Origin of the sequence: Natrinema versiforme JCM 10478, assembly GCF_000337195.1 — an archaeon.
Classification (GTDB): Archaea; Halobacteriota; Halobacteria; order Halobacteriales; family Natrialbaceae; genus Natrinema; species Natrinema versiforme.
The window spans coordinates 1-19103 of record NZ_AOID01000023.1 but is presented as its reverse complement, the minus strand read 5'-3'; the positions used below and the strand labels follow the sequence as shown (position 1 = coordinate 19103).

Annotated in this window: 23 protein-coding genes; 12 read left to right on the top strand and 11 right to left on the bottom strand. The window is 64.7% G+C overall.

Annotation, left to right across the window (positions count from 1 at the left end; all coding sequences use genetic code 11):
* Positions 1-178: S6e family ribosomal protein (locus C489_RS07580; RefSeq protein WP_006430619.1), on the bottom strand; the 178-nt coding region annotated here is incomplete at its 3' end.
* 359 nt (positions 179-537) lie between these two features.
* Here C489_RS07580 and C489_RS07575 point away from each other — a divergent pair.
* Positions 538-816, top strand: a complete 279-nt coding sequence (locus C489_RS07575) for a hypothetical protein (RefSeq protein ID WP_006430618.1) — start codon at positions 538-540, stop codon at positions 814-816.
* A 52-nt stretch (positions 817-868) separates the two neighbouring features.
* Positions 869-1213, top strand: coding sequence for a hypothetical protein (locus C489_RS07570; protein ID WP_006430617.1), 345 nt, complete (start codon positions 869-871; stop codon positions 1211-1213).
* Between the two features lie 11 nt (positions 1214-1224).
* On the opposite strand, the gene C489_RS07565 is transcribed toward C489_RS07570, so the two are convergent.
* Together C489_RS07565 and C489_RS22870 are read right to left on the bottom strand one after the other, a co-directional pair.
* Positions 1225-2469, bottom strand: a complete 1245-nt coding sequence (locus C489_RS07565) for an RNA-guided endonuclease InsQ/TnpB family protein (protein ID WP_006430616.1) — start codon at positions 2467-2469, stop codon at positions 1225-1227.
* Positions 2469-2594, bottom strand: coding sequence for a hypothetical protein (locus tag C489_RS22870; protein ID WP_006430615.1), 126 nt, complete (start codon positions 2592-2594; stop codon positions 2469-2471). Before C489_RS22870 ends, C489_RS07565 begins: the two co-directional genes overlap by 1 nt.
* Before the next feature lie 249 nt (positions 2595-2843).
* Here C489_RS22870 and C489_RS07560 point away from each other — a divergent pair, with 249 nt between their 5' ends.
* The 3 genes from C489_RS07560 to C489_RS07550 all read left to right on the top strand — a co-directional run bounded on the left by C489_RS07560 (position 2844) and on the right by C489_RS07550 (position 5103).
* The gene (locus C489_RS07560) at positions 2844-3263 is read left to right on the top strand and encodes a hypothetical protein (RefSeq protein ID WP_006430614.1); all 420 of its coding nucleotides are present in this window, start codon (positions 2844-2846) and stop codon (positions 3261-3263) included.
* A gap of 79 nt (positions 3264-3342) precedes the next feature.
* Positions 3343-4581 carry an MBL fold metallo-hydrolase gene (locus C489_RS07555; RefSeq protein ID WP_006430613.1) on the top strand — a complete coding sequence of 413 codons (1239 nt, stop codon included), beginning with the start codon at positions 3343-3345 and terminating at the stop codon, positions 4579-4581.
* 87 nt (positions 4582-4668) lie between these two features.
* Positions 4669-5103: a hypothetical protein gene (locus C489_RS07550; RefSeq protein ID WP_006430612.1), complete on the top strand. Its 435-nt coding sequence runs from the start codon at positions 4669-4671 to the stop codon at positions 5101-5103.
* A gap of 39 nt (positions 5104-5142) precedes the next feature.
* Here C489_RS07550 and C489_RS07545 read toward each other — a convergent pair whose 3' ends face one another.
* The 6 genes from C489_RS07545 to C489_RS20735 form a co-directional block, all read right to left on the bottom strand.
* Positions 5143-6474, bottom strand: coding sequence for a DUF5305 domain-containing protein (locus tag C489_RS07545; RefSeq protein ID WP_006430611.1), 1332 nt, complete (start codon positions 6472-6474; stop codon positions 5143-5145).
* Positions 6475-6477: 3 nt separating this feature from the next.
* Positions 6478-7638 carry a signal peptidase I gene (locus tag C489_RS07540; RefSeq protein WP_006430610.1) on the bottom strand — a complete coding sequence of 387 codons (1161 nt, stop codon included), beginning with the start codon at positions 7636-7638 and terminating at the stop codon, positions 6478-6480.
* Between the two features lie 100 nt (positions 7639-7738).
* Positions 7739-8152: a hypothetical protein gene (locus C489_RS07535; protein ID WP_006430609.1), complete on the bottom strand. Its 414-nt coding sequence runs from the start codon at positions 8150-8152 to the stop codon at positions 7739-7741.
* 271 nt (positions 8153-8423) lie between these two features.
* The gene (locus tag C489_RS07530; RefSeq protein WP_006430608.1) at positions 8424-8846 is read right to left on the bottom strand and encodes a hypothetical protein; all 423 of its coding nucleotides are present in this window, start codon (positions 8844-8846) and stop codon (positions 8424-8426) included.
* Between the two features lie 402 nt (positions 8847-9248).
* Positions 9249-9881, bottom strand: coding sequence for a DUF1102 domain-containing protein (locus C489_RS07525; RefSeq protein WP_083902781.1), 633 nt, complete (start codon positions 9879-9881; stop codon positions 9249-9251).
* A gap of 17 nt (positions 9882-9898) precedes the next feature.
* The gene (locus C489_RS20735) at positions 9899-10468 is read right to left on the bottom strand and encodes a DUF1102 domain-containing protein (protein ID WP_006430606.1); all 570 of its coding nucleotides are present in this window, start codon (positions 10466-10468) and stop codon (positions 9899-9901) included.
* A gap of 505 nt (positions 10469-10973) precedes the next feature.
* On the opposite strand from C489_RS20735, the gene C489_RS07520 reads away from it, so the two are divergent.
* Complete coding sequence (locus C489_RS07520; protein WP_006430605.1) at positions 10974-11597, top strand: DUF7344 domain-containing protein; 624 nt, start codon at positions 10974-10976, stop codon at positions 11595-11597.
* 61 nt (positions 11598-11658) lie between these two features.
* Positions 11659-12582, top strand: a complete 924-nt coding sequence (locus tag C489_RS07515; RefSeq protein ID WP_152423124.1) for a hypothetical protein — start codon at positions 11659-11661, stop codon at positions 12580-12582.
* A gap of 9 nt (positions 12583-12591) precedes the next feature.
* Here C489_RS07515 and C489_RS07510 read toward each other — a convergent pair whose 3' ends face one another.
* Both C489_RS07510 and C489_RS07505 read right to left on the bottom strand, forming a co-directional pair.
* Complete coding sequence (locus C489_RS07510; protein ID WP_006430603.1) at positions 12592-13515, bottom strand: LLM class oxidoreductase; 924 nt, start codon at positions 13513-13515, stop codon at positions 12592-12594.
* 211 nt (positions 13516-13726) lie between these two features.
* Positions 13727-15697: an aconitate hydratase gene (locus C489_RS07505; RefSeq protein ID WP_006430602.1), complete on the bottom strand. Its 1971-nt coding sequence runs from the start codon at positions 15695-15697 to the stop codon at positions 13727-13729.
* 270 nt (positions 15698-15967) lie between these two features.
* On the opposite strand from C489_RS07505, the gene C489_RS07500 reads away from it, so the two are divergent.
* The 5 genes from C489_RS07500 to C489_RS07480 form a co-directional block, all read left to right on the top strand.
* Positions 15968-16450 carry a deoxyuridine 5'-triphosphate nucleotidohydrolase gene (locus C489_RS07500; protein WP_006430601.1) on the top strand — a complete coding sequence of 161 codons (483 nt, stop codon included), beginning with the start codon at positions 15968-15970 and terminating at the stop codon, positions 16448-16450.
* Between the two features lie 131 nt (positions 16451-16581).
* The gene (locus C489_RS07495) at positions 16582-17136 is read left to right on the top strand and encodes a hypothetical protein (RefSeq protein WP_049890690.1); all 555 of its coding nucleotides are present in this window, start codon (positions 16582-16584) and stop codon (positions 17134-17136) included.
* Between the two features lie 88 nt (positions 17137-17224).
* Positions 17225-17689, top strand: coding sequence for a hypothetical protein (locus C489_RS07490; RefSeq protein WP_006430599.1), 465 nt, complete (start codon positions 17225-17227; stop codon positions 17687-17689).
* Positions 17690-17779: 90 nt separating this feature from the next.
* Positions 17780-18214, top strand: a complete 435-nt coding sequence (locus C489_RS07485; RefSeq protein WP_049890688.1) for a hypothetical protein — start codon at positions 17780-17782, stop codon at positions 18212-18214.
* Positions 18215-18333: 119 nt separating this feature from the next.
* A partial coding sequence (locus C489_RS07480) for an NADP-dependent phosphogluconate dehydrogenase (RefSeq protein ID WP_006430597.1) occupies positions 18334-19103 on the top strand: 770 nt, incomplete at its 3' end.

Here is a 19103-nt window from a genome sequence, read left to right as displayed (position 1 = left end):
CGGCCTCGTCGGAACCGCCGGTGATCTCGAGCGTGTAGCCGTCGAGACCGACCGATCCGCCGTCGACCTCGTCGCCGATCGACTTGCCGATGAATCGGTTCGCGTCCTGATCCTCCGCCTCGAGCTGGTGGGACGACCCGGACTCGGGGTCGCCGACAACGACAGTGAAACTTGCCATGCCCGACGGAAGACGGCCGTCGCTCAAAAGAACATCGATCCCGCCGAACTTTTGCTCTGCGTTCTGAGCGTGCCGGGAGCGCTAATAGCGCTCCCGGCCGCTCGTCACTCGGCAAAACTTCGATGAAAAGCACTCCTCCCTCCGTTTCGACCCCTTCGGGGTCTCCACATCGGTCGTCGGCCCGCTCGCTCACCCTTCGGGTTCGCTCACGGCGGATTTCGGTGAACTGCCTGCCCTTCCCCGGGTCGGACGGCTCTCGCGTTGCTCGAGCCGTCCTTCCGGCCACTGCACGTAAAATCGTCTAGTTCGGCGTCCGATTCGGTTGAACAGTCAAGTATATCGAACGCCTACGAGGAACCGTGTTCATCGATCCCGGGCGACTCGAGGTGCGCCTGCGCGAGGAGTTCGGCGGGACGAGCGGGCAGTCACGGGTGGTTGTTCGACAGGCGGTCGATCTCGCCGATTCCGGCCAGTACGAGGCCGATATGGGAGAGACCTTGACGAACGATCTCGTCCTCGAGGAGTTGGCGGATGCCCCCGAGGGGACCCCGCCGGAGCGGTGGAACTGGTGGATCGGGTCGCTCGAGATCGCATACGGCGGCTACGGCCGGTTCGGAATCCGCGCGTATCGGAAATAGCCGCCCGGGTCGGAGGGCAACACCGATTGTCCTCCGTGACGTACGGGGGCCTATGAGTGAACTGTCGCGACCGGTCTGGCCGGCGTATCCGCTGTCCGCGCTTGTTGCCGGCCTCGGCCACTGTTACCTCGGTCAGTGGAAACGCGGCGGGATCTGGTTCGTCTGCTACGGGCTCGCGCTCGCGTTCCTGAGCGCGCGGTCGCTATCGGGCGCGCTCGACCCGGGCGATCCGTTCGTCGTCACCGCCCTGCAGTTCGACGCGGTGAGCTACACCGACGTAGCCGTGCCGCTCACGATCCTCCTTATTTGTCTGCTCGATGTCTACCTCATCGGGCTGGCCGAACGGGCCGGCGTCCCGGCGGCCGGGGCGGAGGATCGACACTCGAACAGTTCGTGAACTACCCCACCCTACTCGCTCACCGCTAACGCGGTTCGCTCCTTGAGGGTAGGGCTTCCTGCTTCGATGACGCGCTTTGCAGGAACCGAATGGGTTCCCGTAGGGAGCGCAGTCTCCACAGGCGTTGATTCGGAGCATCCCGCTCCTACTTGCTTGATACCGCGAGAAAGAATGTTCCACGCTGCATTCCAATCCCTATCTGCTGTGAACCCACACGACGGACACGAGTGTTCACGTATCCACAGGGGTTTGTCGGTCGAGACACTACAAGCTGCACACTCTTTAGTCGTCCCTGATGGATCCACGACCACGAAGTACGTCCCCTCGCGTTCGCACTTGTATTCGAGCATCTGAAGGAACGTTCCCCACGCTGCACCTGCACGATTTCGAGAGTTGCCGTCGAGTTCAATCAATCCTTTCGCATCGAGATTTTCGACAGCGACGAGATCGTACTCTCGAGCATAATAGTTCGAGAGTTTGTGCAAGAAATCTCGGCGCTTTCGCTTAAGATCGGCGTGACACTCGGCCACGCGACGACGTTGCTTCTCGTAGTTGTTCGAGCCGTGTTCTTTACGTGAGAGTTTTCGTTGCTCTCGTTCCAGTCGGTCACGTTCGTCCGAAAGATCGACTGATTCGATTGCGTGACCGTCAGTATCGTGAGTGTACTTGAGAATTCCCACGTCGATCCCGACAGACTTCTTCGGGTTTTCGGGCTTCTCTGGTGGCTTTCGGTCCATTTCGACACCGAACGTGGCGAACCACTCGCCCGTCGGCTCTTTCTTGAGTGTGACCTGCTTTAGCTTTGCGTCATCGGAGATCTCTCGGTGGAGCTGGATTGGAATGTCCGTGAGTTTCGAGAGTGACAATACAGTCTGACCGCCCTTCTTGTCGAGCTTGAAGCCAGACTGGTTGTACGTGAAACTGCGGAACTCGCGTGGTGGCTTCCACTTGAGCATCCCGACGTCGTAGCCGTTCTCTTTGAGGGCAGAAAGGCTACTGAGGTTGTTAAACAACCGTTCTACAACGGTCTGGAGAACCTTCGAGTACACGTCATTTAGGTCATCCCACCACTTTTTGAGGTCGGGTAGTTCCGACCGAAGTGTGGTCATGGACGGTAGTTCCCTGTGGTTCTCTCGGTACTCGTTGAGACGGTATCGGGTATGATTATACAATTGCCTACAAATATCGCGGTAACGGTCCAACTCCTCGCGTTGGGTGTTGGACGGCTTGAGGCGATACTTGTAGGCGTAGTACATCAGTTCTCGCGTTCCTCAATGAGCTCGTCGAGTTTCTCTTGAACGAACGACGAGAGATTCAGGTGGTTATCCTGAATCCACTCTTCTTGATCGTCTCGGATCGAGATTGTTTTGCGCGTCGCCATATCATAACTTACGTAATTTGCATAAAAGCACTTCCGATTTCGTGGGCCCGTGAATCTGTCGTAGAACAGTATGAAAAAATGAACGACGCTGTATCCCCTCCCTGCTCGCACCTTCGGTGCTCGCTGAGGAAGGGGGCTTAGCGCCTCAATTCAGCTAACGGCGACTCGAGCCGTCGACGCGAGTCAAACGGTCGACAGTCCGACCGGTGTCGCCGCGTGGTTTTTGTGCGCGTCCGATGAACAGTGCGTATGGGACGACTCAGCTCCGTCCTGCTGAAAGGGGTCGGCGTGCTCGTGCTCGCGCTCATCGTACTGAGCGTCGTCGGAACGATCGTTGGGATCGCGCTCTCGGTCGTCGCGGCCGTCCTCTCGGTGATCGTATCGCTCGCGATTATGGGCCTGTTCGCGTTGGCAGTCGTCGGCCTGTTCTCGGTGCTCAGCGGTCGCTCGAGCCCCGCCGAGGAGACGGATTCGGAACGGCAGTCGACTGACCAACCCGATCCCGAGGAACGCCTCCGCTCCCGGTACGTCGCCGGCGAACTCGAGGACGAGGAGTTCGAATGGGAACTCGAGCGACTCCTCGCGGACGAGCAGAGGGGCCGAACCGGGAGCGGCCGGGCGAGCGGATACACCACTGGGAACGAGACGCGGCGACTCCGCGATCGGTAGGCCGTGCTGTCCGCAAGCCCCCGACACCCGTCGGCTGGAACCAACGGAGGCAAGCCGTGCGAGACCTGAGAGGTTCGTCATGGACGTTCAGTTGCTGGGCGGTGCCGGCGAGATCGGCCGGAGCGCGATCTACATCGACGAGACGCTCTTGCTCGATTTCGGGATGGACTCGGGGAACCCGCCGGCGTTCCCGATCGGTGACGTCGATCCCGAGGCCGTCGTCGTCAGTCACGGCCACCTCGATCACGTCGGCTCGATCCCGACGCTCCTCTCGGGTGACGCGCGGCCGTCGATCCACTGGACGCCGCCGACCTACGACCTCACCATGGTGCTCGCCCGCGACACGCTGAAACTCCACGGCGGCAGCTACGACTGCCCGTTCACCGAAGCGGAACTCTCCCGCGTCGCGCAGGTCTCCGAAACCCACGGCTACGAGGAGTCCTTCGAAGTCGCCGGCTACGAGATCACCTTCTTCGACGCCGGCCACGTTCCCGGCAGCGCCCACGTCCTCGTCAATGACGGCGAGACCCGACTGCTCTACACCGGCGACTTTCACATCGAGGGCCAGCGGCTGCTCGCCGGCACCACCGCGCGGCCCGACGCCGACGTCGTCCTCTGTGAGAGCACCTACTCCGACGTGACGCGGCCCCCGCGCGAAGAGATCGAACGCGAGTTCGCCGAGAGTCTGCGCACGACGATCTGGGAGGGCGGCACCGTCGTCGTCCCCGCGTTCGGCATCGGCCGCACCCAGGAGGTGCTCTGTCTCTGCGAGGAATACGACCTCGAGTGCTACGTCGACGGAATGGGGACGCATGTAACGGAACTCTTCTTGCGCGAGCGCAACCGCGAGTTCCTGCGCGATCCGGACCTGCTGCGCCGGGCGAAGGGCAACGCCCGGTTCGTCGACGGCCGCGACGGCCAGCGCGAGCGGATCGCGGAACAAAACACCGTCATCGTCACCACGAGCGGGATGCTCCACGGCGGTCCGGCCATGACCTACGTCCCCGCGATCCGCTCCCATCCGACGAACAAGATCGCCATGACGGGCTACCAGGTCGAGGGGACGCCCGGACGGGACTTGCTCGAGACCGGCAGCGCCGAAATCGACGGCCGGATGATGCCGGTCAGCGCGCAGGTCGAGCAGTACGACTTCTCCGCACACGCGGACCGCGAGGGACTGTATTCGTTCCTCGAGGCGTATGAAGACGAGCGAGTACTGATCAATCACGGCGACCGCTGTGAAGATTTCGCGGCGGAACTGCGGGCGGACGGCTACGACGCATCCGCGCCGGAACTGGGCGAGCGGATCGAGTGCTGATCGAGGGGCCGAGACGGGCGCGACGGCGACCCCGATCCGGCACGTTCAACGGGTACGGTTTTCCCGCAGGTCGTGGTTATCGCGTGCGTGACTGACTCTAATTCGAACGCCGGCCCTGAGCGGGAAACCGACCCATCGGCACTCGACCTGAGCGATGCCGAACAGGCGGCGCTCCATGAACTCCAGTTGGGAATCGAGCACGTCCATCGGGCCTACGGCACCCTCCTCGAGTTCCACCACGAACTGGGCCACGCGATGGACAGGATGGGCAACGCCGAAGACGAACTGCGCGAGGCCGGCCACGAGGCGTGGGCGAACGACCTCCGGGACGACCACCTCCCCGCGGGGGCGATCAGCGACCAGTGGACGTTCGAACTCGTCGAGGAGTTCTCCGAAGCGTTCCTCGAGGACGTCGACGCCTTCGAGACGCGTGTCCGGGACGAACTGGCCGACGGCGTCGATCACGTGACCGAACGCCAGCAGAAACAGCAGTTGCGCGACCGCGCTCGGAGCGAGGAGTAGGCGGCCGGCCGCGGGCCTCGACGACGGCCGACAGCGCGCTCACGAGAGGGGCCACTCCACCGACTCGTCACCGTCGTCCGGATCAGCTGTGGTCGTAGCCGCATCTGTGTCCTCCGGCTCCACCTCTCCGTCGTCCTCGGACGCGGCCACAGCGGCGGCCTCGGACACTGACTCCGCCGCCGGGTCGTCGATCGTCACTGCACCTGTCTCGGTCTCCGATGCCGATTCGGCTGTCTCGGAAGCGGAGTCCTGCTCGTCGCTCTCGTCGACTCCTGACGGCAGCGCCGGCGGCTCAAAGACGTACACGAGCCCGCCCTCGCGGACGACGTACAGTTCCCGTTCGGGATCGAAGACGATCGCGGCCCCGACATCGATTCCGAACTCGGCCAGCGCCGACAGCGATTCGAGGTCCGCTCGCGGCCCCTCGAGGGCCTCGTCGGGCAGCGGCGCGGTCGCGATGGCGTCACCGAACTGCTCGCGGTCGTCGCGGTACGCGAGCCACTCGCGCTCGGCCGCCGTCGGGTCCGGAACCCGGTGCGAGACGGCCGCGAGTCCAGCGAGGCCGCCGAGACCGACCACCGCGAGCAGCGGGCCGCCGACGCTCCGTCCCGGGCCGGCCGAGGCGGGGACCGTCTCGATCTCCGACTCCGTTTGCGTCTCCTCGTACGAGTTCCCGTCCTCGAGTCGGTAGGTGCCCGATTCGGCGACGATCGGCACGCGGTAGCTGTCCACGGCCGTCCGCCGTTCGCCGGCGATGGTGCCGTCGATCTCGCGCTCGAACTCGAGTGCGATCTCCGTCTCGCCCGGACTGGCCTCGAGTTCCCGCTCGATCTCGGCGATTTTCGACTCGATATCGGGGACGGTAAGCGAGAACTGCGCGGCGACCGTCTCGCTCGGCGCGACGTTCTCGGCGGTAGTCGCGGCGAGGCGCTCTCGCTCGCTCCAGTAGACGGTCCCGTCCTCGGGGTCGACGGACCGATAGACGACATCGACCCGTAGCCGAACCCGCACGTTCTCGGCAGCGCTGGCCTCGTAGCCGCCGACGAACTCGCCATCGAGGGTCGGCGTCACGGCCGTGTAGTACAGCGACTCGTTTTCGAGTTCGGTGCCGGCGTCGTGGACCGGCGACGGGTCAGCGACCGTCGCACCGTGCGAGAACCCGCCCGTTGCGGTCCACACGGGCTCGCGGTCCCGAATCGTCTCCTCGCCGGGGTTCGCGTAGGCACCGTAACTGACCCACCCGCCGAGCGCGAGCAGGACCACGAGGACGACCGCAGCCACGGTTCGATACTCCGCCAAGCGGGCACGGAGCCGCACGCGCCGCTCGGTGCTCGCTTCCGCACCGTCGGATTCAGTTGCTCGAGTCGACATGGCTCAGTATAACCTCCGGAGGATCGATCGGGTGGTCCGACAGCGGCGACGGATCGCTGCCCGCCTCGATCGGGGGTCGCCGGGCCCGGAGAGGAACCGGCCGAGGCCGTACGTCCCGGCACCGAGCACGGAGAGGATCGTCGCGAACGGCAGCCGCGGGTGAATCCCGTAGAGTGCGTCGATGACCGGGGCCGGGAGCACGTGCAGGTAGCGATACTCGGTGATATAGGTCGTATAGTGGCCGGTCTCGTCGGGTGCCGTAATCGAGACCGTGACCGAGGTTTCGTCCTGCGGGCCGACGGCCGCCCGACCGGGAGCGGTGGTCACGTCCGGACCGCCGGCCTCGACGTAGGAAATCGTCGGGACGAAGCCGCCGTTGGCGACCGGATACGGAACGTCCGCGGTCGTTCCCTGCTCGATCACCAGCGGGCGCTCCGACTCGAACTCCGCGCTGATGACGTCATAGGACTGCGTTCCGGCCGGGACAACCATCGCCGCTGCCGCCGCGGCGACGACCAACAGCGCGAACCCGGCCGAGAGCAAGCGGGGGTCGATCCACTCGCTCTCGTCGTCGGCCCCGCGCGACTCGAGTGAGGGCGACCGTCGTTCGCGAACCGTCTCGACGGCGTACAACGCGACCGAGACGCCGAGCAGGACCGTCGCCAGCCCCGACGAGCCGAGGACCGATCGCGTTCCCACCGCGGACGCCAGCCTCGTCTGGGCCCTCTCGAGCGCGTCGCCCGCGGTCATCACGGCCGTCCCGAACCGAGGGATCGTCACGACGTTGCCGTTGACCTGCCACGCGGTCGCGACGATCTGGGCGTCCCGAACGGGGGGCTCGTCGCCGTCCTGATCGGTAAACGGATTGGCGTCACCGCGTGTCACGTACCCCCGCGGCGTCTCCTCGACCACGCGGTGGGTCGTCAGCCCGCCGCCGTGGATCTCCTCGGCCTCGAACACGATGACATCGCCGGGCTCGGGATCGCCGGTCAGGTCGCTGGGGATCGCGACGAAGCCGTCGCCGGTGTCGATCGTCGGCTCCATGCTCCCCGTTTCCACGAATCCCAGCAGGATCGGCTGTCCGAGCACCTGTCCCGAAACGAGCCCGATGAGGGCGACGAGTGCCAGTCCCTGAATCCCCCATTTCACTCCCCGTCGAATCATTCGTCGCTGTCACCTCCCGTTCGATGTCGGTCCGTCAGCACGGCGGTCCCGCGACGGCGCGAACCGGACCCGCCGACTCGGACCGGAGCGATCACGGCGGTCACGGCGATCTGACGCCGGGTCCCATCCGTTTGCTGTCCGTCGCTTCCTCTCCTTCCGCCTCCCTCTCGAGGGCCGTCGTCACCCACACGCTCACTTCCGAAACGAGGGTTTGACTCTCCGCGGCCCCCTCGATATCGGCGTCGACGTGCAGGTAGGTCAGATTCCGCCGGACGACCAGATACGTCGCCGACGATGCCACCTCGCGATAGCTGGCGATCCGCTCCTCGAGATTCCCATCGGTACTCGCCGCAGTGAACGAGAGCCGATCGCCGACGGCCGGAATCGCGAGCGTCTCGGCGTCGTAGACCGCCTCGAGGAGGTCGTCCGAGCCGGCTTCGTAGACGTACAGCGAGAGCTGGTCGTATGCCGGTTCGATCTCGGGCTCGTGGTCGCGCTCGTGTGCGGATACCATGATCGACCTGCGTCTCGGTCTTCGTTATCGCGAACTCGTGGTGTCCGGGTCCCTCGATTCATCGCCTCGCGCCGTTCTACCCGAAAGGAAGCGGGACGGTCCCATTGTAATCCGGCCGTTGACCGTTCGCCGGAGCCGGTCAACGAGCGGTCTCGAACGCGACCGAGCGGTCTCCCTCTCGTTGACCGCTCGAGGCCGCCGGTAATCGTCGGATTTCGTCCCGTACTGATTCCCGTAACGCGACGGCCGCCGGACGGACTCGACCGTGCCGTTACAGACCCGTGAGGGCGGTTACCAGCAGATACGCGTTCCACGTCGCGGCGAGCAGCCACACGGTCGCGAGCGCGGTCGGCACGACGAGCGTCACGTAATCCGGCGCGATCCGATCCGGCGCTCGCACGACGGCCGCGGCGACCGACAGTCCGATCGCGACGGCTCCTGCTTTCAATCCGACCAACCCGAGAACGCCGACGGTCTCGAGGACGAGCGTCCCCACGGGATTCGACTCCGCGAACCCGACCTCGAGCCCGCCGACGGTCGTCGCCAGATCCGCCGCGATCGCGACCAGGACTGCGAGCCAGAGCCATCGGTCGAGCGGCGTCCGGCCAACGATACTCGAGAGCGGGCCGAGTGGTCGGTCGCCCGGTTCAGCTGTCAGCGACTGTAGGTAGCGTCGTAACGTCGGTCCGTTCATGGCTTCGAGTTGCTCCCTCGTCGCCGCCTCGCAACCCGATCGCTCGAGGCGACGGGTTCGACGCGCGAACAGCCGATCTCCGTCGGCGGTGTATCCACGGTGGGACGGGATCCGAGCACGGCGTTCGGGCGACGGGCGGCGGTCTGAGTACCCGAACGAACGATCTGTCGGGTGATTGTAATACGCTCGTTGAGCGGATCGATACGCGGTCGGCCGTGAGTCAACGGCTGACTGCCGGTCCGAAACCGGACAAATCCGCGTGAGGGGATATCGACCGTTCGAAGCTGCTACTCGAGGCGCGCTCTCGAGACTGAAATTCGCGATTTTCGATGGACTGAGCAATCGGACGCATAAAGAGAGATTCACCGGCGGAATTGGACCGCCGTGAACATCCGTACGTTGTCAGGGTGATCCGGGATCTATCGCGTTTCCGCTATCGACAGTGCTGTCCGCAGCGATGGTCGCTGTGTCAGAACCTTGATCAGAGTCGGTCGTCGAATCAATCGAGTAGTTCGACCCGTCAGCCGTCTCGATATAGACGCCGACACTACGAACTTTTCCGACTGGAACTGTTAGCTCGGCATTGCTACCGTCGATCGTCTCACGGGTATCGCCATCCCGAATGTAAAACTCGAGGTTGACATCCCCGCCATTAGTGAGCGAGAGATTAGAGATCGGCGTGATATCGACGTAGATATCCTGCGTCCCCTGATTCTGGACCCGGAACACGTCGTCGAACTCGTATCGTGAGTCCGGAGCGACACCGATACCACCCTCGGGATTAGTGGAATTCGGAATCTCGTCGTTGAAATCCAACTGAATCTTATTCCCGTCATTTTTCGATGTCGTATGGGCGAATGCTCCATTGGCGGTGTTAGGAGACGGGGTAATACTGAGGTACGCACTGTCCTCAGTGGCGACAGCAACACTCGCGTCTCGTTCAGCAGTGACGCTCGTGAATGCGCCGGTCCCGAGGAGAGTCCCGCCTCCTCCAAGACTCACACCGAGTGCGGCGATGAAGTGTCTACGATTCATGTGATGAATCCCTCACTTCACGCTCCGGGCGAGCCGCCCGCCTCCGCGACGAACGTGATTGTGTCACTAGTGCTCGCGATACCCTGGCCCGTCGTGTCAACTTTGAGATCGAGCGTAATGGAGTCGCCGGGAGACAACGTAACTTCGGTAACGCTGCCCGAGTTGGACCCATCGTAGGCTAGTTGACTGGATGAAATGTCTCCATCAGTGGAGAACGTCACGTCGGCACTACCCGTACTAAGACTGGAAATGTTGATCCAGAAATTGACATTTTGCGTTCCCTGATTAGATACGTTTAAGAGAGAATCAATCTGTGTGGTGGCGTCTGGGTTGAATCCAGTACCATCGACCGAACCATTCGAGTCGCTGAAGTTAAAACTTATTTCGCCATTGCTCTTCGAGACGTATTTTTGAGAATTTTTGCTCCCGGTAACCCGTGACAGTGCTAAGTATGAGCTACTGTCTCCGGCGACTTCCACGTCCACCGACCGGTCTGCTTCAACACTCGTGAACGCGCCCGAACCGACGGCCGCAGCTGCTCCCGATGCCAGTGCTCCCATTCCGATGACGAATTTGCGTCGTTGCATTGTTGGATTCTCCGTGTGTGGTGTGTCTCTCGCGGGCGACCGCACGTCCGCTCGCACGGCAACTCGTCGCTCGCCCTGATCCCCACCGCGGGGACCACGAATCATCGATGGATGGACTGGGGTATTGTAATACAGACGTGGAGGAGAGTCCGTGATGCGTTATAATTCGGTCAACTGACCGCGTACCAAAATCGGACGGCCGTATCGAATCGATTGCTCGCTCCCGAGGTCAGGTCAGTCGGTCGGCGACCGCAGTTCGGCGACCGTTGACTCGCGGTCAATCGACTCGAGACCGGAGTGGAAACGCGGTCCGAGATCCGTTGACCGGCGGTCAACAGTGTACTGAACGCCGCCGGTTCGAGTCGTCGGCCGATTGACTCGCGGCCGGATCGACCGCGACGAGGGAGCGACTCGAGAGGGCTATATAGGGCTACTAGTTAATTTTCCACTGATTCATGCAAGTATCCAATAGACTTATCTACGGAAGTGTTGACTCCGCAACCGAATGGGGGGTAGTCAAGCGAGCGCAGCCGGGGAAATCGACGTATCGCAGCCGAACCAGGAGACGTTGACCGAGGACGAACTCTTCGAACTGCTGGCGAATCAGCGGCGACGGCACATCCTGCACACGCTCATGCGGGAGGACGATCGTCTCGATATCGGAGACATCTCACAGGAGATCGCCGCCTGGGAGGACGACATGGCGTTCGAGGAGGTCTCGAGCACCGATCGCAAACGCGTCTACACGGCGCTCCAGCAGTCACACCTGCCGAAGATGGACCGGGCCGGCGTCGTCGAGTTCGATCGCGATCGGGGGACGATCGAACCGACGCCGGCGTTAGAAGACGTCGAGATCTATATGGACGTCGTCCGCGGGCGCGAGATTCCGTGGAGCGACTACTACCTCGGGCTGACGGCGCTCTCGGGTGTCCTGTTCGCCACGTCGGTACTCGGCGTGCTGCCGTTCGGCCCGCTCCCGTCGGCCGCGTGGAGCGTGTTCGTCATCGTCTCCTTTGCCGTCTCCGCGATCGCACACCGCTACTACGCGCGGCGGAGTCGGCTCGGGATTACGGACGAACCGCCGAGCGTGGAACTCGAGTACCGGGAGCCGTCGGCGAGCGACGACTGATGGACCGACGACCCGCGGCCGCGAGGGTTGCGTCGCAGTTACCGGAACCGAGGAGACACGCATGAAACGGACGAGACGCGCTGCACTAGCGATGATCGCGGGCTCGAGCAGCGTCCTCGCCGTCGAGACGATCGGCTTCTCGACGGCGGGCGTCGATCGAAACGTGCGTGTCGAGACCGTCGGCGATGCGGACGCTTACCTGGGGCTGACTGCGGAGGGCGTCGAGGACGGCGGCGTGCTGTTCGAGGGACCGACGCGTCGCCCGCCCGTCGCGTTCGATGTCGTCAATCAGTTGCCGGAACCGATCGCGGTCACGCTCACGGCCGACGGGTTGGCGTTCGTCTCGGCCGACGGCGAGCCCGTCGCCGACGATCGGTTCGTCCGGGGAGCGACCGACGGTGAGCGTCTCGACCCCGGCGAGCGAATCGAAGCCGTCACCGTCGGCCTGCCTCCGGGAGACGACGGAGCAGCCGGCGAGACGGTGACGGGATCGATCGGGATCGTCGCCGACGGCGAAGAGACTCGGATCGAGGCCGATCGCGACCTGAACCTCGAGCGACCGGCGATCACGGTCGGGGCGGCACGACTCGATGTCTCGCAGCCCGCTGGCGGCGGCTTCGACCACCGCTGGCACCTCAAGCACGTCGACACCGGTGGCGTCGCACTCGAGCGACTGTGTTTCGACTACAGCGCAATCGAATCCGACGGCGCGCTCGATTTCACCGACGCGGATGAGCCGTCGGCTTCGGTCACGGTCGACGGCGGGAATCGCGCGGCATCGATCGACGGGCGAACGGCCACGACGCTCGAGGTCGTCCTCGAGTCCCCGACCCCGATCGACGCGGACGCGGTGGAAATCGTCCTGACGAACGCTGGACCGCCGGGGAGCCTTGGCGGCGGCCGTGACTCGGCGAGCGGCGCGGTACTCGAACTCAGTAGTGGCACGGAGAGCACCTGCGTCGAAGGCGTCTGGCGTCGCTCCTGACGGGATAGGCTACAAGTGGTCGATGATCTCGTCGGCGAACGTCGACAGCGCCGCTTCTTTGTCGTCGTTTCGGATGCCGATGATCACGTGATCGAGCCCGTAGTCCGCGAGCCGAGCGAAGTAGTCCCGGAACCACTCGATGCCGGCGTTGAATCCGAGGTGGAGGGGTTCGGGGTCGGCCGTCGGATCGTCGGCCAGTTCGACCTGGACCGCGATGGCGAACGGTTTCTCGCCCGCGGTCTCGCGCCAGTCGGTCAGGTAGCTCTCGAGCGTGTTCTCGGGGAGGTGATAGAACAGCCAGCCATCGCCGTGCTCGGCGATCCACTCGCGGGACTGGCGGGCGTGGCCGGTGGGCAACAGCGGCAGCGTCTCGGTCGTGGGCTTCGGGACCACCTCGAGGTCGCCCTCGAGGCTGCCCCACTGACCCTCGAGTTCGGGGAACTCCTCGCGCCAAACCGTCCGGATGGCGTCGACGGACTCGCGGAACAGCCGGCCGCGCTCCTCGCGGTCGACGCCGAAGGCGGGGTACTCGGGGTCGCGGTCACCGGAGGCGACGCCGAGGACGAGCCGCCCGTCCGAGAGCTGATCGACCGTCGCCGCGGACTTCGCGACGTGGAGCGGGTGCCGAAGCGTGAGGACGACACTCGAGGTGCCGAGCGCGATGTCGTCGGTGTGGGCCGCGACGTGTGAGAGCCACGGCCACGTGTCGAAGGACTGGCCCGCGTCGCCGAACTTCGGCCAGTAGGTCGGGACGTCTCTGGCCCAGAGGCCGTCGAACCCGACCGCCTCGGCGTGCGTTGCGAGCGCCAGTTCGTCCGCGACGGTCGGCGTCGAGCGGTTCGTCCCCGTAAGCGGAAAGCCGACGCCGAAGGTCAGCCCGTCGCTGTCGAACAGGCGTCGGTAGCCCGCGTTCTCGTGTCCACCGGAAGGCATTCGCTCGTGCTATCGGGCGAAGCGGTATGACGATGGCGCTGTCCGACCGGCGTTGCCGGTTTCGGTCGCGTCGCCCGCTGATTTCGGAAGTGTCGACGTACGGATGGATGGAAGGATGGGTCTCGAGAGAGGGAGAACGCGCCGCCACTCGCCGGCGGAACAAAAAGCGAAAACCGCAAACCGCGAGTGCAGCCGAGTCGTCGGATGCCGATCAGTCGTCAGCGGGCGTCGCGCCGCTGCCGCCTTCGGCCTGGTCTTTCGTCCAGGACAGCTTGCCGCCGGCTGCGAGGATTGCGCGCTCGCGCTCGGAGGCGTCGAGCGTCGCCGTGTACTCGTCGCCGTTGACGCGGACGGTGAACTCCTCCTGTCCGCTGGTGACGGCGTCGTAGACATCGTCGACGATCTCGATCTCGTCGCCCTGATCGATGTTCTCGTAGGTGTCCTCGTCGATCGTCAGCGGGACGATCCCGAAGTTAAAGAGGTTCGCACGGTGGATGCGTGCGAAGCTCTGTGCGAGGACGCCCTCGATACCGAGGTACATCGGACAGAGGGCGGCGTGCTCTCGCGAGGAGCCCTGCCCGTAGTTCTCGCCGGCGACGAGGAAGCCGCCGTCGGCCTCGAGCGCGCGGTCGGCGAAGGTGTCGTCGACGCGGCTCAGGGTGAACTCGCTGAGCTTGGGGACGTTCGACCGGTACATCAGGATGTCCTGCGTTGCAGGGATGATGTGGTCGGTCGTGATGTTGTCCTCCATCTTCAGGAGCGCCTCACCGGAGATGTCCGATCCGAGCTGGTCTTTCAGCGGGACGTCGCCGATGTTCGGACCTTTGATGAGCTCGTCGTCGACGGCCTCGTCGGGGCTGATGAGGTCCGTCTTGGAGCCGTCGTACTCGTCGGGGAGCTCGACGCCGGGGGCCTCGAGGTCGCCGAGTTCGTCGGCGAGGTTGCGCGGGTCGACGATTTCGCCTTTGAGCGACGCGGCGGCCGCGACCTCCGGCGAGCAGAGATAGACGTTGTCGTCTTCGATCCCCGAGCGACCCTCGAAGTTGCGGTTGAAGGTTCGCAGGGAGACCGAATCCGAGGAGGGGACGTGACCGATGCCGATACAGGCACCACACGTCGCCTCGGAGAAGTTGACGCCGGCGGCCATCATCTCAGCGACCCAGCCCTCGCGGGCGAGCATCTCGGAGGCCTGCTTGGAACCGGGTGCGACGATCGTGTCGGTTTCCATCGAGGTCTCGCGACCCTCGAGCATCTTGGCGACGGGGAGGATGTCCTCGTAGCCGCCGTTCGTACAGGAGCCGACGATGACCTGCTCGACGGACTCGCCTTCGACTTCGCTGACGGGAACGACCTTGTCCGGCATCGAGGGCTGTGCGATCAGCGGCTCGAGGTCGGAGAGGTCGACGACGATCTCGTCGTCGTAGTCGGCGTCGTCGTCGGGCTGGAGCTCGGTGTATTCCTCGCCGCGGCCGACGCGCTGGAGGTAGTCCTCGGTCTGATGGTCGGTCGGGAAGATCGAGGTGGTCGCACCGAGTTCGGTGCCCATGTTGGTGATGGTCATCCGCTCGGGTGCGGTCAGGGTTTCGACGCCCGGACCGGTGTACTCGAGGATCTTGCCGACGCCGCCCTTGACGCTCAGTCGGCGGAGCAGTTCCAAGATGACGTCTTTCGCCGTGGCCCACTCGGGGAGCTCGCCCTCGAGGCGGACGTTGACGACTTCGGGCATCTCGATGTAGTACGGTGCGCCGCCCATGGCGACGGTGACGTCGATCCCGCCGGCACCGATGGCGAGTTCGCCGAGGCCGCCGGGGGTCGGCGTGTGGCTGTCCGAACCCAGCAGGGTCTTGCCGGGGGCCGCGAAGTTCTCGCGGTGGACGTTGTGGCAGATACCGTTACCGGGTCGAGAGAAGTGAGCGCCGTATTTGCCGGCCGCAGAACGCAGGAAACGGTGGTCGTCAGTATTCTTAAAGTCGAACTGATATGTCTGGTGGTCGCAGTACTGCGCTGCGATCTCGGTCTGGACCTCGTCTAGCCCCATCGCTTCGAACTGGAGCCAAACCATGGTCCCGGTCGTGTCCTGAGTAAGCACCTGGTCGATCTCGATCCCGATCTCCTCGCCGGTCTCGAGTTCGCCCTCGACGAGGTGGTCGTCGAGAATCTTTTCGGTGAGAGTCTGTCCCATAGCATCCAGAACTCGGCTTTCCGTCCTGATAAATCCAGCGTGTTTCTGTCAGGGACGACCGCTACAATCTCCGCAAAACGGATCGGGTTCGAGTAAGTATTGCCGTGCAGGTGACCGTTCGTTCCGGCGGGGCAGTCCTCACTGCAACATGTTCGCAGAATCTAATATGGAGTGTCGTCCCGTGGCGTACGGGACGATACCATATCGACGGGCCGTCGCGAACGGATACGCTTTTCCCGTCGCCGCGGCGTTGGGTGGACAGAGACCGTCATGTTCCGATCCGGTGCCTTCGTTGCCGACCACGTCTCGCCGACGACCGATTCGCAGGTCCAGCCAAACGGGGTGGACCTCACCGCCGACGTCGTCTTCGAGCAACTGGAACCGGGCCGCATCGGCCGGGACGGGAAACAGATCGGCGACCGGGTCGCCCGCCCGCTCGAGGAACTCGAGCAGAAAGAGCCCGATACCTACTACCTGCCCGAGGGAGCCTACATCGTCCGCTACGGCGAGCGGATCGAAATTCCCGAGGACCACATCGGGTTCGTCTACCCCCGCTCGTCGCTCATGCGCAACTCCTGTATGCTCAACACCGCGGTCTGGGACGCGGGCTACGAGGGCCGCGGCGAGGGCCTGTTACAGGTCCACCACGACATCGAACTCGAGCGCGGGGCCCGAATCGCGCAGTTGGTGTTCGCCGAGGCGAACCACGAGGACTTCTACGACGGCAGCTATCAGGGCGAAAACGTCGAGTGAGCCCCTCGCGGGTCGCGTGAGACTGCCGTCTGCTCGGCGATACTCATTATAGCGTTCGCCGCGGCGACTGTGTCGGGTGCCGGTTCGCGTACCGTTTTGCCCTTGCCGCTCGTCCGTTCGGGCGAGAACCGATGATGGCGACCACCCACGTGTTTACCGGACTGGCGGTCGTCGCACCGGTGGCATACGTCGTTCCCGAGTTCGCGGGCGCGCTCGCGATCGGCGCGATCCTCGGCGGACTGGCCCCCGATTTCGATCTCGTGTTCACGCATCGGCGGACGCTGCACTTCCCGGTGGCCGGACTCGCGGTGGCTCTCCCCGCAGTCATCGCCGCCGCAGTCGCCCCCGCAGCGCTCACGGTCGGCGTCGCCGCGTTCGCCGTCACCGCATGGGTTCACGCCGCGAGCGACTCCCTCGGCGGCGGGCCGGAGATGGACCCGTGGAACGAGCGCACGGAGCGCGCGGTCTACGACCACGTCCGCCGGCGGTGGCTCCGCCCCCGCCGGTTGATCCGCTACGACGGCGCTCCCGAGGACGCCGTTCTCGGCATCGCGCTCGCGATCCCGGCGCTGCTCGTCTTCGACGGCTGGCTCACCGCCGCGATCGTAGGCGCGGCGGTCGTCTCGCTGGTCTACGCGCTCTGCCGCCGGCGACTGGTCGCGTGGACGCCCGACTGGCTCGAGTAACCGGCCGCGCTCGGACGTTCGTCTCGAGCGGACTATCAATCGCTCGGAAGTCGGAACTCTGATACGGCCGCTCTCCGAGCGACCCCGTATGATCGACGTGCTCGCCGCCAGAACAATCCATCTGGTCTTTGCCGCGCTTTGGGCCGGTAGCGTCTGTTTCGTCGCCGCCGTCGTCATCCCGCTCGCACGCGACGGCGCGTTCAATACGACCCGGCCGCTCGAGGTCGTCTCCGGAAAGCTCACGACGATTTCGCGGGTGAGTTCGCTCCTACTCTTTCTCACCGGCGGCCATCTGGCCGGCCGAACGTACACGGCCGAGGGGCTGTTCGGGACGACGAACGGCCGACTGGTGATCGCGATGGTCGCGCTCTGGCTGGTCCTGACCGCGCTCGTCGAAATCGGCACGAAACGCTTCGAAGCCGGACTCACCGGGAAGAAGATCCGCGAGCCCGCCCGCGAGGCGCTGCCGGTGTTCCGGGCGGCGGCCGTGGCCGCGCTCGGCTTGCTGATCGTCGCGGGCCTGCTCTCGGCTAACGTCGGTACCCTCTTCTAGCTGAAAGTGGTCGGTTTTTCGGCGACGAACCTCTTAGTAATGAACATTCTTGCGAAAGATACTTAGTCAGTTGCTGTAAGGTACTGGCTAATGATTAGGGGTAAAGACATGGCCCTGTCGCTTCTCGCGGTGGGAACGGCTGCCGTGGCCGGCTACGTCCTGCATACGGAGCAGTCAGCGGCCCACGCATCACGATCGAAAGCGAATCTCGGCGCGCGCGTCATCGACTCGGAGACCGTCCCGGACGACGCCGTCGTCGTCGACGCGTCCGCACAACGACTCGGCGACATTCCCGGCGCGCGCCGAGCGCTCGACCGAGCGATCCGCAACGGCGCACGCGAGGAATGGGAACATATCACGCTCGATCGCGACGGCGCGTGGTCGGTGGTCGACCGCATCCGCCAGACGCTGCCGTACTACGACGCCGACGGCGACGAGTACAACGGCGTCTACGTCCGGTACAACGACCGGATCGTCGTGCTCGATGCGATCGGCTGGGCCCACCTCGAGGAACCCCTCGCGTAGGAAACACACCGTTTTGCGACCCGAGAGGCCACTCCGTCTCGAGGCACCGCCACAACGGCGGCGAGCGAGGTCGCCCCGGAACCGCAACCACTACCATAGCGGCCGGCCGACGCCTACCCATGCAACTGGGCCTGATCGGACTCGGACGGATGGGACAGATCGTCGTCGACCGAACTCTCGCGGCGGGCCACGACGTGGTCGCTTTCGATCTCGACGAGGACGCCGTCGAGGGAGCCGCCGACGCGGGCGCGACCCCCGCCGACTCGATCGACGACCTCCTCGAGCGGCTGGGATCGGACAAGCGCATCTGGCTGATGGTCCCCGCCGGCGAGGCCGTCGACGTCACCCTCGAGGAACTCGCACCCCACCTCGACGGCGACGACGTCGTCGTCGACGGCGGTAACTCCTACTTCGAGGACTCGGTGCGCCGCGCGGAGTCCTGTCCCGCGGCCTATCTCGACTGCGGGACCTCCGGCGGCCCCGCCGGTGCCGAACTGGGCTTTTCCCTGATGGTCGGCGGTCCCCAGTGGGCCTACGACGAACTCGAGCCCGTCTTCGACGCCGTCGCGACCGGCCCCGACGGCCACGAGCGGATGGGGCCCGCCGGTTCGGGCCACTACGTCAAGATGATCCACAACGGCGTCGAGTACGCCCTGATGCAGACCTACGGCGAAGGCTTCGAACTGCTCCACGAGGGGCGGTACGACCTCGACCTCGAGAACGTGGCCTCGGTCTGGAACAACGGCGCGGTGATCCGCTCGTGGCTGCTCGAGCTCTGCGAGGAGGCCTTCCGCGAGGAGGGCAATGATCTGGGCACCGTCGCCGACCGCATCGAGGGCGGCTCGACGGGAACGTGGACCGTCCAAGAGGCCCTCGAACAGGAAGTGCC